The 14,098-nt window shown below is 36.7% G+C and carries 12 protein-coding genes and 1 riboswitch; of the genes, 6 read left to right on the plus strand and 6 right to left on the minus strand.

The window, feature by feature from the left end:
• Positions 1 to 61 precede the first annotated feature (61 nt).
• Entirely contained in the window at positions 62 to 1,306 is a 1,245-nt protein-coding gene (locus CUC15_RS08245) for an aminopeptidase (protein ID WP_114916196.1), read from the minus strand.
• 271 nt (positions 1,307 to 1,577) lie between these two features.
• On the opposite strand from CUC15_RS08245, the gene CUC15_RS08250 reads away from it, so the two are divergent.
• From CUC15_RS08250 to CUC15_RS08260, 3 genes are all read left to right on the plus strand, one after another.
• On the plus strand, positions 1,578 to 2,420 hold the full coding sequence (locus CUC15_RS08250; protein WP_114916197.1) for an aldo/keto reductase: 843 nt from the start codon (positions 1,578 to 1,580) through the stop codon (positions 2,418 to 2,420).
• Between the two features lie 461 nt (positions 2,421 to 2,881).
• Positions 2,882 to 4,129, plus strand: coding sequence for a multidrug effflux MFS transporter (locus CUC15_RS08255; RefSeq protein WP_423241378.1), 1,248 nt, complete (start codon positions 2,882 to 2,884; stop codon positions 4,127 to 4,129).
• Positions 4,130 to 4,467: 338 nt separating this feature from the next.
• Positions 4,468 to 4,743 carry a hypothetical protein gene (locus CUC15_RS08260; RefSeq protein ID WP_114916199.1) on the plus strand — a complete coding sequence of 92 codons (276 nt, stop codon included), beginning with the start codon at positions 4,468 to 4,470 and terminating at the stop codon, positions 4,741 to 4,743.
• A gap of 432 nt (positions 4,744 to 5,175) precedes the next feature.
• On the opposite strand, the gene CUC15_RS08265 is transcribed toward CUC15_RS08260, so the two are convergent.
• On the minus strand, positions 5,176 to 5,841 hold the full coding sequence (locus tag CUC15_RS08265) for a GntR family transcriptional regulator (RefSeq protein ID WP_114916200.1): 666 nt from the start codon (positions 5,839 to 5,841) through the stop codon (positions 5,176 to 5,178).
• 380 nt (positions 5,842 to 6,221) lie between these two features.
• Here CUC15_RS08265 and CUC15_RS08270 point away from each other — a divergent pair, with 380 nt between their 5' ends.
• Together CUC15_RS08270 and CUC15_RS08275 are read left to right on the plus strand one after the other, a co-directional pair.
• Positions 6,222 to 7,241 carry a zinc-binding alcohol dehydrogenase family protein gene (locus CUC15_RS08270; RefSeq protein WP_114916201.1) on the plus strand — a complete coding sequence of 340 codons (1,020 nt, stop codon included), beginning with the start codon at positions 6,222 to 6,224 and terminating at the stop codon, positions 7,239 to 7,241.
• A 304-nt stretch (positions 7,242 to 7,545) separates the two neighbouring features.
• Positions 7,546 to 8,898, plus strand: coding sequence for a gluconate:H+ symporter (locus CUC15_RS08275; protein WP_114916202.1), 1,353 nt, complete (start codon positions 7,546 to 7,548; stop codon positions 8,896 to 8,898).
• 172 nt (positions 8,899 to 9,070) lie between these two features.
• On the opposite strand, the gene CUC15_RS08280 is transcribed toward CUC15_RS08275, so the two are convergent.
• The gene (locus CUC15_RS08280; RefSeq protein WP_114916203.1) at positions 9,071 to 9,172 is read right to left on the minus strand and encodes a YjcZ family sporulation protein; all 102 of its coding nucleotides are present in this window, start codon (positions 9,170 to 9,172) and stop codon (positions 9,071 to 9,073) included.
• Positions 9,173 to 9,377: 205 nt separating this feature from the next.
• Between CUC15_RS08280 and dacB the strand changes: the two genes are divergently transcribed.
• Positions 9,378 to 10,739 carry a D-alanyl-D-alanine carboxypeptidase/D-alanyl-D-alanine endopeptidase gene (gene dacB / locus CUC15_RS08285; RefSeq protein WP_114916204.1) on the plus strand — a complete coding sequence of 454 codons (1,362 nt, stop codon included), beginning with the start codon at positions 9,378 to 9,380 and terminating at the stop codon, positions 10,737 to 10,739.
• Between the two features lie 192 nt (positions 10,740 to 10,931).
• Here dacB and metC read toward each other — a convergent pair whose 3' ends face one another.
• From metC to CUC15_RS08300, 3 genes are all read right to left on the minus strand, one after another.
• Complete coding sequence (gene metC, locus CUC15_RS08290) at positions 10,932 to 12,140, minus strand: cystathionine beta-lyase (RefSeq protein WP_114916205.1); 1,209 nt, start codon at positions 12,138 to 12,140, stop codon at positions 10,932 to 10,934.
• On the minus strand, positions 12,082 to 13,260 hold the full coding sequence (locus tag CUC15_RS08295; RefSeq protein ID WP_114916206.1) for a methionine biosynthesis PLP-dependent protein: 1,179 nt from the start codon (positions 13,258 to 13,260) through the stop codon (positions 12,082 to 12,084). Before CUC15_RS08295 ends, metC begins: the two co-directional genes overlap by 59 nt.
• A gap of 130 nt (positions 13,261 to 13,390) precedes the next feature.
• Positions 13,391 to 13,500, minus strand: a riboswitch (SAM riboswitch).
• Between the two features lie 234 nt (positions 13,501 to 13,734).
• Positions 13,735 to 14,067, minus strand: coding sequence for an MFS transporter (locus CUC15_RS08300; protein WP_114916207.1), 333 nt, complete (start codon positions 14,065 to 14,067; stop codon positions 13,735 to 13,737).
• Positions 14,068 to 14,098: the final 31 nt, after the last annotated feature.

Genomic DNA, 14,098 nt, shown 5'->3' on the forward strand with positions numbered 1-14,098 from the left:
TAATTCCAAGAGATAATTATCTCTTGGAATTATTAATTGAATTATAGATTTTCACATGAATTTAAAACGCCCAGTCCCCATTACGGAAAATTGGCATGATCGTTCCATCTTGTTTGATTCCATCAATATCCATTTTGTCTGAACCAATCATAAAGTCAACATGAACAGTAGAAGTATTCATTCCATGTTCTTTTAATTCTTCTTGACTCATTTTAGTGCCACCTTTAATTGTTGTTGGGTAGGCAGCACCAATTGCTAAATGGTTTGATGCATTTTCATCAAATAATGTGTTAAAGAAAGTAATCCCTGATTGCGAAATTGGTGATGGATCTGGCACTAACGCAACCTCACCCAAGCCAGTTGCACCTTCGTTATCATTCACTAATTTTTTAATTGTTTCATCGCCTTTTTCAGCAGAAATATCAACGATTTTTCCGTCTTTAAAGTGAACTTCGATACCTTCAATTAGTGTACCAGCATAGCTAAGTGGCTTCGTGCTTTTTACAACACCATCCATCCGACGTGTATCTGGAGCGGTGAAGACTTCTTCAGTTGGCATATTAGCAATAAATTCCTCTCCTTTTGGATTATAGCTTTCAGCACTAGCCCAAATGTGGTTTTTAGGAAGTCCTAATGTTAAATCTGTCCCAGGAGCTTTATAGTGTAAGGCATCGAACTGAATTTCGTTTAACTTCGCTGCTTTTTCATTTAATGTTTTTTTATGCTCATCCCATGTTGCAATCGGGTCATTAGCATATACACGGCTTGTTTTAAAAATCTGATCCCATAATGCATCCACTTGTTCTTCGCTAGTTGCTAAGTCTGGGAATACTTTTGCAGCCCATCCTGCTCCAGCTGCAGCAGCTACTGTCCATTTCAAATCATCGTTTTGAGTTGCAATTCTAGTTGCCTCAAAGGCTTTACCCGCCACATTTTGATATGTCGCAATCTTTGTTGGATCGACGCCGTCAAGTAGGCCAGGGTCACTAGAAATAATAGAAAGTCGACTTACGCGATGATTCAATACATGGTCTTCAGATTCCTCAATTTCATATTTAGGAATATTAGTTAATACCTCTGTAGACTGGTTTAAGTAATGTTCTCGGCTAATTTCATCGTCAGACCATTTCACGATAACCTTCTCAGCTTTTAGTGCATATGCTTCTTTGGTAATTAGTCGTGCTAATGGTGCCTGATCAACGTTTATTGTCATTTTCACCCAATCACCAGGTTGAACGTTAATTCCTTTTGCGACCAATAATTTCGCATATTTTTGTAAATTTTCTTTAAAGTTAGGCAGTACCATTCTTTTACCCCCAGTTATATATATTTGTTTAAGTTCTAGTATAGTTTACCAGAAATTCCAATATGTAAACACTATGAGAACTGTTACTGGGTTTAATTAAAACATATGAACTGTTATATAAACAACATTAATCGATAAGGTTTGGGAAGTAAACTCAATCGAATACAAGCACTTAAACAAGCTGAATTATTTGAAATTCGTAACCTGTAAATGGTACGCTAAATATATTGACGATAGGAGAAATTAATAATGAATAAAGGGGATATTATTTATGAGTAAATCGGTTGAAGAAATTACATTAAACGATGGGACTTCAGTTCCAGTTATTGGTTTTGGTACATATGGGCTTAATGGAAATGCAGGTGCGAGTGCAATAACAAGTGCAATTAATATAGGTTACCGACTAATTGATACCGCTTATAATTATGAAAATGAAGGAACGGTAGGAGAAGCGATTCGCCGCAGTACAGCTTCGAGAGAGGAATTAAGGATTACATCGAAACTACCTGGTCGTTATCATGAATATGATAAAGCAGTAACTACAATTCAGGAATCATTATATCGTGCAAATCTAGATTATTATGATCTTTATCTTATTCATTGGCCAAATCCAAAGCAGGATCACTATGTAGAAGCTTGGCAAGCATTGATTGATGCTAAAAAATGGGGACTTATTCGTTCAATCGGTGTTTGTAATTTCTTGCCAGAACATTTGGAGCGATTAGAGAAAGAAACAGGCGTGTTACCGAGCATTAATCAAATCGAATTACATCCATTTTTCAATCAAGAGGAACAAAGAAAATGGCATGCGGATCACAATGTGAAAACGGAATCTTGGAGTCCTCTTGCTAGAGCGAATGATGTATTGCAAAACGATACATTGCAGCAAATTGCGGATACACATAACAAATCTATTTCACAAATTATTTTACGTTGGCATCATCAACTAGGAGCAATCCCTATTCCTAAGTCTGCGTCGCCTATTCGCCAGCTGGAAAATATATCTATTTTTGATTTCACATTGAGCGATACAGAAATGAACTTAATAGCGGAACTTACTCGTCCAGATGGTAGAAATAAGAATCAGGATCCGGCAGAATACGAGGAGTTTTAAATAAAGGTACAAAAAGCGCATTCTTCGGTTGACGAAGGTTGCGCTATTTTTCACCCTTTTATCGGAGATTTAACCTTCCTCCCTGTATGGTGGATATTAATTCAAATTTAGTCTAAATTAAACCAACTACTCTTCGTTTCTGTGTGGCTGAACAATTAATAGAGATTGTAAAATTGCCAGACATCAATCACTGGAAGGAGTAGAAACTAAAATATAATACTTAAAGCCAGGGACATAATCTAAAAATGAATATCAGCCCTTGAATTTTGTTATTCCGCTAACCGTATTCGGTAACTAAATAGGATATGATGACCCTTACTAGCAAATGCGTGTTCAACTTGCACAGGGAACTGAAATTATCAATTGAAGCGTTTTAACTCCACAAAATCCAAGGCAGTATGTAACCAATTATTAAGTCTCTTTTGGTCAGAATTATGCTATAATTCATATAATAATTTGGAATAAATGAGAGGAAAGAATCAATATATGAATGTATTAGAAAAAAACATGAAGTTCATCCAGAGGGAGATCGATTGAATAAAGTATGGATTGTTTTATTGCTAGGGTCGCTTACCGCTTTTGGACCATTATCAATGGATATGTATTTGCCCGCACTGCCAATTGTAACTGTTGATCTGCAAACGACTGCATCATTTGCACAATTAAGTTTAACAGCCTGTTTATTAGGACTAGCTGCTGGACAGCTTATATTCGGACCATTAAGTGATATTCAGGGACGACGTCGTCCGCTCATGTCAACACTGATAATTTATTCCATTGCATCAATCTCATGTGCATTTACCCCAAACATTTGGATGTTCATTGGATTGCGTTTTGTTCAGGGAGTGTCAGGGGCAGCAGGAATTGTTATTGCCCGAGCATCTGCACGTGATATGTATAATGGAAAGGATTTGACAAAATTTATTGCACTGCTCTCACTTGTAAATGGCGCTGCTCCAATCCTCGCTCCGATATTTGGTGGCGCTGTACTAAACTGGGTTTCTTGGCCAGCTGTATTCATCATTCTAAGCGTGATTGGTCTGATTATGTTTTTATCGGTAATTTTTTTACTACCTGAAACCTTGCCACTGGAAAAAAGATCCGAAGCAAGTGTTTTAGCGATATTCAAAACATTTGGTGACCTATTGAAAGATCGTGTGTTCATGGGAATAGCTCTTTCTCAGGCCTTTATTTCGATGAGTATGTTTGCATACATAGCGGGTTCACCATTTGTCTTACAGAATATTTACGATGTAACACCACAGCAGTTCTCACTGATCTTTGCGGCTAATGGTGTGGGAATTATCATTACTGCCCAATTAACGAGTAAATTAGCAAATAAGCTAGAAGAAGCGACACTGTTATTAACAGGGATTATGATATCTGTGATCGGTAGCATCTTATTGTTAATTGTGGTCTCGTTTTCTCTGCCACTATGGGCTATTATTCCAGCGTTATTTCTTGTTGTATCCAGTGTGGGGATGGTAGGAACTGCAAGTTTTTCACTAGGAATGGAAAGACAAGGAAAATCAGCGGGCAGTGCTTCTGCTTTTCTAGGTATCCTTCCTTTTGGTGGCGGTGCGCTTGTCTCTCCTCTAGTAGGAATAGGAGGGGAACATACATCATTGCCAATGGGAATTGTGATTATCATTTGTAGTATGATGGCATTATTGGTGTATTTTACTATGGTAAAATACAGATTAACATGATTAAGATATTACGCAATACAATACCACTGGATAGAAATATTACCCAGTGGTATTAATTATTATCGTATTAATTGCCAGGTGGGCGATTCCGTTTAAATTTATTATTGTTCTTCATCTCGTTTAGCTCTTCTTTATTTTTGTTTTTCGTTTTTGTTTTCCCTTTTGCCATAGCAATTACCTCCTTTTTCAATTAGTCTCTCTCCTTTCTGTGAAATAATGTAAAATTTCCTTGGTTCATATCTGAAATGAATATTCCATATATTTGATTCCACATGTTAGGACTGTTGCTATAATCTTATAATTACTTATATAACAGAAATCCTCAAAGGAGACAGAGGATGAAGAAGATTTGGTTATTAGTCGTTTTTTGTGCTTTCAATCCTTTAGGAGCTTGTGGAGATTCGAGTGAAAAAGAAATAAGTAGTGAAAAATCAAATAATGCTGATGAGAAATGGGCAGAAATCCAAGATGCAGGAGAAATAGTTGTAGGAAATTCTGGTACATTGTTTCCAGCTTCCTATTATGAAGGTGGAGAAGGCATTGTAGATAAACTTACTGGCTATAATGTTGAATTAATGCGGGAAATTGCAAATCGTCATGAATTAGATATATAGTTCGTAAAGAAGTAACTCCGACAACAACTCACTTGAGGATTTTCAAGGAAAGAAGACGGGGGAGGAGCAACGATCTATAGTCAAATTGCAGAGCGTTACGATGCAGAGGTTGTTACTTATGGTAATGCGCAAAATGAAGCATATTTACGAGTTGTAGATAATGGTGGGACCAATGTTGTCACGCATTTCTTGTAATGATCAGCTGACAGAGAAAATCAACCAATCAGTACAAGAAATGCTGATGTTGGAAGTCTGACTAAGCTTACTGTTCTGTCTTTTGAAGAGGATGCTTGAAAAGAGCCAGAATAAGAGATGGAAGAACAAGAGAGTATCGGTTGCTTGGAGTTATAAACTATTCATAAAACATTATTTATTTGTTCTTACCAATATACACAAGGCCGACGCCAACATAATGGAGTTGGCCTTTTAATTCTAGTTTTCTTCTTCATTCCATCGTATTTTTGCTTCTTGTTTTAAGCTGCCAATATGCCTGGATATTGCATCAGAAAAACTTGTTAAGTCCCGGGCTTTCATCGATTCGAAAAGCAGCCAATGATCACGATGCCTTTTTATTGTACTTTCCAAGGATGTCGAGTGAACGATACGCGACAAGGATACATGAGTATTTAACGAGAGAAACATTTCTTTTATCTTTTTATTGCCAGTCCAATCGATTAAACTTGAATGGAATTGCATATCCAATTTATTATATTTATCGAAATTAAAAGAATCCTTTTTCAGTAATAATTCCATCTTTGCTACAATCTGTCCCCATTTTTCTAATTCTTCGATTGTTACAGTTTGGATTACTTGTTGTGCAGCCCACAATTCAATCATTAATCTCGCGTCAAGTACTTCTAGAAAATCAGTAAAGTCTAATTCGGTTACATAAGTGCCTTTACGAGGAATGATTTCAATCAATCCATCATAAACGAGTTGATTAATTGCATCCTTAACAGGAGAGCGGCTTACCCCAAATTCATCAGCCAATTTGTGAATATCCAGTTTATCACTAGGTTTGTATTCACCAGTAATTATTTTGCTTCGCAGGATTTTATATACCTGATCTGCTAAAAGAGAAGTTTCAATTTTAGACATGATTTATTATCCCCTTGTTCTAGAATTCAATCACATATTGTTGATATATTTCTTCAAAGCTCTGTATATCGATTATTATATAATGCTTTCGTTAAAAAGAAAACTAGACTTGATTTTTATTAGTACTTTAATTTGACAGCTATAAATAAATATTGTATGGTTTTATTGTGATATGTGAAATGTTACATGTCAAATCTAAATAATGATTCCAATCCAAATGTTGTAATCGAAGAGAGATGAATGAAAATTTCCAGCACCCGCTTTGGTAAATTTGAATTACAATAAAAACGCAATTGTGATTGTTATCATATTTTAGTTAATCTTTAATGATTTTTGAAAGGGATTACATAGTATGGTGATAGTATGGGAGGAAGAGGAAAATGAAAGCTATAAGAATTCCAGAGGCAAATATAATCGAAACGTTGGATGTAGTAGAGCCGGCGATAGAGCAAGAAAACGAAGTGAAAATAAAAGTAAAGAGAGTAGGAATTTGTGGTTCAGATATGCATATATACCATGGCACGAACCCACTTGCCACATATCCAAGAATCGTTGGTCATGAAGTTGCGGGGGAAATAGTTGAAATTGGTACAAATGTAAGTAATGTTGCAGTTGGTGACCATGTCGTAATAGAACCAATCAGTTATTGTGGCGAGTGCTATGCATGTAAAAATGAAAGACCAAATGTATGTAAAGAAGTCTCGGTATTTGGTGTCCATGAAGATGGTGGAATGAGAGAATTCGCCGTTCTTCCAGAGAGACAAGTGCATAAAGTAGATTCTGAGATTTCTTGGGATGAAGCAGTAATGGCTGAGCCTTATACTATTGGTGCTCAAGCAACATGGAGAGGCAACGTTCAAGAGGGACAAACTGTATTCATCCAAGGAGCAGGACCGATCGGGATTACGGTTTTAAAAATGGCTAAGCTTCGTGGTGCTATTGTTATCATTTCTGATATGACAAATGAAAGACTGGCATTTGCTAAGGAAAATGGTGCGGATTATATTATCAATCCTTCTGAAGTTGATGTGAAGGAAAGAATCAATGAAATTACAAATGATGAAGGTGCAAATGTTGTAATTGATGCGGTAGGCATGCCGCAAACCTTTGAATTAAGTGTTGATGTCGCGTCCCCAGCTGGAAATGTTGTTACACTTGGGTTTAATGCAACACCATCATCAATTGCGCTTATGCCGATTACTAAGAAAGAATTAACGATTACTGGTTCAAGACTCCAAACCAATCAATTTGGAAAAGTAGTAGAATTAATTAATTCAAAAGAGTTAACTCATGAGGGTCTCGTAACCCATCGTTTTCATATTAGTCAAGTGAAGGAAGCATTCGAGTTTATAGAGAAAAATCCTGATAAGGTAAGAAAAGCTGTTATTGAGATCGAATAAATGACGTGTATACATTGAAGTAAAGTTCTAAATAGAAGCTTTAACAAATATTAGAGCTTCTATTCAAGAAAAATACTCCAATATCGGTAAAGGCCGGGTCGTTATTTGACTAAATAAATATAAGTGAACTCTTATTTGAGTAAGTGAAACTAGGACTGTAACCAATTAAAAGAATAAAAGTTTTTCTAATTTTGTGAGCGATTACGCAGTTAATGTAACCGCTGTAAAATGTTGGGTAGAATTGAAAAATTAATATAATTGAGTCAAACTTGTTTGGTTTCAATAAGGGGAGAGAGAAAGAAGTATGCCATTATTAATCGTCGCAATTGGTGTTGTAGTATTACTAATAATGATAATGAAATTTAATATTAATACATTTATATCCTTGGTTGTTGTGTCCTTTATTATTGCATTAGCTTTAGGAATGCCGATAACAGAAATTGTTGGGTCAATTGAAGCCGGTATGGGAGGCACTCTCGGCGGAATAGCATTGGTCTTTGGTCTTGGAGCAATTCTTGGTAAGCTAATTGCTGATGCGGGTGGAGCCCAACGCATTGCAATGACTTTAATTGATAAATTCGGTGAGAGACGAATACAGTGGGCGGTTGTAGCTGTAGGGTTTATTTTAGGGATTGCATTGTTCTTTGAAGTTGGTCTTGTGTTATTAATTCCGATTATTTACCAAATCGCAAAACAGCTAAATATTCAGTTTTTATGGCTTGGACTTCCGATGGCTACAGCGTTATCTGTTACTCATGCATTCTTGCCACCACATCCAGGTCCAACTGTTATTGCTCAGGAATACGGTGCAAATGTTGGAATGGTATTAGTATATGGTTTCATCATTGCGATTCCGACGGTAATTATAGCGGGTCCTTTATTCGCAAAAATTGCAAGAAAGTTTGTACCATCAGCCTTTGAAAAAGAACCAACAGGAAGTATGGCATCCATCGGTAAAGCAAAACAATTCAAACTGGAAGATACACCAAGTTTTGGGGTAAGTGCATTTACAGCGTTGTTCCCTGTAATTCTGATGGGCGTTTCTACAATCTTAACTTTACTACAGGAATCAATGGGAATATCTGATAATTCGTTTTTTGATATTGTTTCAATGGTTGGATCACCAACTACAGTTATGTTGCTCTCTGTATTAGTTGCAATATATACGATGGGTGTTTCTAGAAAAATCCCAATGAAGCAATTAATGCAATCCGCTGAAAATGCAGTTGCAGCCATTGGAATGATGCTACTTATTCTGGGTGCAGGTGGTGCACTGAAGCAAGTACTTATTGATGGTGGTGTAGGGGATTATGTTGCACAAATTTTTGATGGTAGTACTATATCGCCACTTATATTAGCATGGTTGATCGCTGCATTACTAAGACTTGCACAAGGATCTGCTACTGTAGCAGCTTTAACAACAGCAGGTCTCGTAATCCCGATGATGGCGGGAACAGGTGTAAACCTTGAATTAATGGTGCTTGCAACTGGTGCAGGTAGTATTATTGCTTCACATGTTAATGACACTGGATTCTGGATTGTGAAAGAGTCCTTTGGATTAACGATGAAGGAGACGTTCGCGACATGGACTGTATTGGAAACACTTATCTCTGTATGTGGTCTAGTGTTCGTATTACTTCTAAGCTTATTTGTTTAAAACGTTTGAATGATCAAAGAAATGATCTCTATATAATATAATGGAGGTCATTTTTCCCCCACAGCTTAAAAAAAGGATGCATAAGCATCCTTCATAATTAATTTAATCATCCGTTATCCGATCGAGGAGGAAATATAGATAAGCTGATGATATGATGCTGGCATGGGACTAATTAGTATCCTACAAATGCAGTACCAACAATAATTAACAAGATAAATAGAACAACTATCAACGCAAATCCCATGTTTCCATGACCTCCGTATTGTTCACTCATTTTGTCACCCCCATTTCTGTTTACCTTAGTAGTATATGAAGAAAATGTACCTTAGAAAGGGCAAGGAAACCATATATTTCATATTATTTTTATTTAAGCATAAGATTTTGCGTACAAACTTATCTTGAATTCTAATGAAGGTATCTGCTGACTTCTTATAGAAATAGATAGACAGTTACTAATTACATCTGTAAGGAGGTTGACTATGAAAATACAACTTGATAATTATCTCAATAACAATCTGAAATTACATGGGGCATTAATTGGCATTAGTATTCACTCGCAATCTTCAGGTGAAAAATATTATAATCATTTTGGCGATACTCGATTGCATCCAGCCTCAAATATGAAGCTATTCACTAGTGCAGCTGCATTATCTATCCTCGGCGAAGGTTATACATTTCAAACAGAGATGAGAATGACAGGTTTTATCGAAGGAGGAATCTTAAAAGGAAATTTATACCTAATTGGAAAAGGCGACCCAACCTTAGTGCCATCTGCCTTTAACAAGCTTGCTAAACAATTAATTAAAAATGGAATCAATAAAATTGAAGGGGATATCATCGGTGATGATACGTGGTATGACGATAATCGGATTTCACCCGATTTAGTCTGGACCGATGAGCAATATTACTATGGTGCACAAGTATCTGCATTAACAGCATCACCGAACGATGATTATGATACTGGTTCAATTATTGTAGAAATTAAACCTGGAGACACTATTGGTACCAAACCAACATACACTATTTTTCCAAATACAGATATTATTAGGATTGAAAATAATGCAGTTACTGCAGAAGTAGCTGCAGAAGATGAACTCATAATTACAAGAGATTACGGTTCAAACATAATTCGTATCTATGGAAATATAATGTTTGGTTCAGAAAAACGAAGAGAATTTATGTCTGTCCCAGAACCATCATTGTATGCCTTGGATCTATTTAGAGATGCACTTAAAAAACAAGGTATTGTATGCGATGGTGAAGCAAGAATCGGACAAGCTCCCAGAAATACACAGTTAATCTTTACCCGTAAATCAATACCGTTATCCGAATTACTTATTCCATTTATGAAACTTAGTAATAATGGACATGCAGAAATATTAGTTAAAGAAATGGGGAGGATAGTTTATGGGGAAGGAAGCTGGGAAAAAGGTATACGAGTGATGAAAAGAGAGCTAGCTAAGCTTGGCATTAATATGGAATCAATTTTAATTAAAGATGGATCTGGTATATCACATAGTAATCTTATACCGGCCAATGAAATTACAAATCTTCTAGTTCAGATACAGAAAAGAAACTGGTTCCCTGTGTATCTAAAATCTCTTCCAGCAGCAGGAGCTGCAGAGCGAATGATTGGTGGTACATTATATGAAAGATTGCAAGGTAAGTCCGTTAGAGCAAAAACAGGCACAATTGAAGGAGTCAGTACGCTTTCAGGCTATATGAAAACAAATAAAGGCAATGACTTGATTTTCTCAATAATGATAAATAATTTATTAAATGAAGAGGATGGGAAATTAATAGAGGATGAGATTGTCGAGATTATTGACCGTTTTGGCTAACAACTTAAAGAGTTAAAGATTAGCGGTTGGAGCGGGTTGATTGCTGAGACATGAGGCGCTCTATCTGCTAAGCAACTGATCAATATAACCCCTCCAACTTCGAGCATTTTCACTATAAATATCCCATCATTCCAGTTGAAATTCACTTTATTAGCTTTTTTATAAAAGGACTTCGCTTAAATTCTTCCTTTTCTAATATGCAGCTTTACCAATCAATTCCTCTTGCTCTGTTAATGTAGCTTTAGCATAATTCAATGCTTGAACAAAATCAGCCAGAAGATCATCAACATGCTCAAGTCCTACAGAAAATCTTAACAGCCCATCAGTAATTCCTCGCTTATCTCGTTCTTCTTTGGGCATCGCGGCATGTGACATTGTTGCTGGGTAGGAAAGAATCGATTCTACAGCACCCAGACTCACTGCAAAAACGGGAATTTGTACATTTTCAACAAAAGCCTTCGTTGCTTTTTTTGTCGGCAACTTGAATGAGAGAACAGCTCCATAACCTGTTGACTGAGAACGGTGAATCGTATGTCCTGGATGCGTAGTCAATCCCGGGTAGTAAACATCTTTTACTATGGGATGTGTTTCTAAAAAGTTAGCAATCTTTTCAGCTGATTTAGTAGACTGTCTCATGCGTGTTCCTAATGTCTTGATTCCCTGTATTAATTGGTAGGCGTCCTGTGCACCTAAAATAGAGCCAAAGGAATTTTGAATGAAGGCCAGTTTCTCACCAAGTTCAGTTGTTTTTGTAACTGCTAATCCAGCAATAATATCACTATGACCGGATAGAAATTTTGTTGCGCTGTGAAGCACAAGATCTGCACCTAGCGCAATTGGATTTTGGAATAGTGGGGTCATAAATGTGTTATCGACAAAAGCTAAACAATTGTTTGCATGGGCAACCCGGATTAACGCTGATAAGTCAGTAATGTTCAAACAAGGATTTGAGGGCGTCTCCATATATACAACCTTTGTATTCGATTGGATTGCCTGTGCAGCTGCATCCAAATCTGTCATGTCTACAAATGTATAATCAATCTCATATTTATTCAGGACCTCTGTTACAAAACGATAAGTTCCCCCATATACGTCCTTTGTCACAACGACATGGTCACCAGCAGATAACAAGAAAAATGCCGATGAAATAGCCGCCATTCCTGAAGCGAATGCAAGGCCTCTTGCACCACCCTCTAGTTCCGCAATCTTTTCTTCGACAACCTGTCTTGTTGGATTTCCTGATCTACTGTAATCAAAATCACCAAATGTATCGAAGCGTTTTTGGTGGAAGGTAGATGATAAGTAGATGGGAGGATTTACAGCCCCAGTAATCGGATCTCCTTTACCGTTTCCAGCCGCATGAATTAATTTTGTCTCTTGATGATTTACAGATTGACTCATGATAATCGTCCTCCTTCTGTAATTGTGATAAAGCTTGAAATAAATCTGCTTTCAAATCTTCTACTTGTTCAATACCTACAGAAAATCTAAGTAAATCATCACTGATTCCTCGCCTTATTCTATCTTCCCTGGGTATATCTGTATGGGTTTGTGTTGCTGGGTAGGTAATGAAGCTTTCGACACCTCCTAGACTTTCAGCAAAAACGATGAGTTTCAGACTTGATAAAAATGGATTAATCCACTTGCTTTCCTGTAATCGAAAGGATAGCATCCCACCCTTATTAGGATAGAGCACATCGGATACTTCAGGTTGCACATTTAAAAAACTTGCAAGCTCTTTCGCATTTTCTTCATGTTTAACCATTCGAAGTGCAAGGGTTTTTAATCCGCGAATCAATAGCCAAGAATCAAATGCCGAAAGAACTGCGCCGGCTGCATTATGATTGAATGCGAGCCTTTCACATATACTACCTCCTTTTGCTACAACTAGTCCGCCTAAAACGTCATTATGACCACCGATATATTTCGTAGCACTATGAAGGACGATATCAGCACCTAATGTTAATGGCTGCTGTAAATATGGAGTTAAAAATGTATTATCGACAATCAGCAATAAGTCATGTTTATGAGCTAAATCAGCGTATTGTCTAATATTTATTTCCTGCATTAATGGATTGGTCGGTGTTTCGATATAAATAGCCTTCGTTCTGTCAGAAATATATTGTTCAGTTGTTGTAACATGATCAAAGGGTACATATGTGGTTTTAATATCATAGGTTTTTACATAGTAATCGAGTAAACGAAAGGTTCCACCATAAATATCTTCAGGTACCAGTAGGTGATCCCCTGAACGGAAGAGGGATAGCACTAATTGAATTGCAGCCATCCCAGAACTACAGGCAAAACCGGCATCACCATCCTCTAAATCCGTAATTGCTTCTTCTAGAATAGACCGTGTCGGATTCTTTGTTCGAGAATAATCAAAACCGGTCGATTGTCCAAGACCTTTATGCTGGAATGCTGTTGATAAGTATATTGGTGGATTGATAGCGCCAGTTACTGGGTCACTCCTATTTCCAATTTGCACTAATTTAGTTTCAATTCGTTTGCTAGATGTCATTATTATTTACCTCCTCAGAAAATCTGCGATTAGCCTAAATCAAGCTTATTGGATCTGTTGTATCGGATGGACCAAAAAAAACATGGACCTCTATCAATAAGAAGAAGGTCCATGTTCTTTATTCACCGCCCTCTTATCTTTTAGGCAGAAAAATCTACCTACTGGAATTAGCACCTTAACCATTAAAGGTTGGTTGCTGAGACATCGTTGGGCCAGTCCCTCCGTCTCTCTGGATAAGAAATTAACTTATTAAATTTTCAGTATTATTAATTATCATCTACATTACATTAAGAATGTAGAAAATGCAAGGAGAAATGTAATGAGATTAATCTTTGCGTTAGATTCGATAGTCTATAGTAATGATATACTGGCTCTCCTAAATATATTTACCTTAGCTTAAAAATAGTCCAATTCATAATGAACTAAAAGAACTTTCTTTTCAAAGTGGTTCAGCCATTCATCCGAATTTCTTGATTAAGTCACTTTTTTAATCATTGCTTCCTTATTTTTAAGAAGACGTTGACCATCGACCAACGTTCTATAACGCTTAAAAACGTATAGTGCACAGACAACACCGTTAATTGACAAAAACGCAGTGAAAATAAATATATAAGAAATATTTCCTGTTTTCGACATGAATCCAGTTAGAAGGGGCATTAAAACGGCTGCAAGTCCACCAGCTGTTGCTAGGATTCCTGTGACAGTTCCTTTCTTTATCCAGAAAAGTTCTGTAATCGTAGTAATTGCCAATTGAAAAATGCCTGCTGTTGAAAAGCCAATGAAAAATGAGACTGCAATTCGGTTAATGTATCGATGCGATTAAAGTTAATTTAAAAAG

The organism is Oceanobacillus zhaokaii, assembly GCF_003352005.1.
Lineage (GTDB): Bacteria > Bacillota > Bacilli > Bacillales > Amphibacillaceae > Oceanobacillus > Oceanobacillus zhaokaii.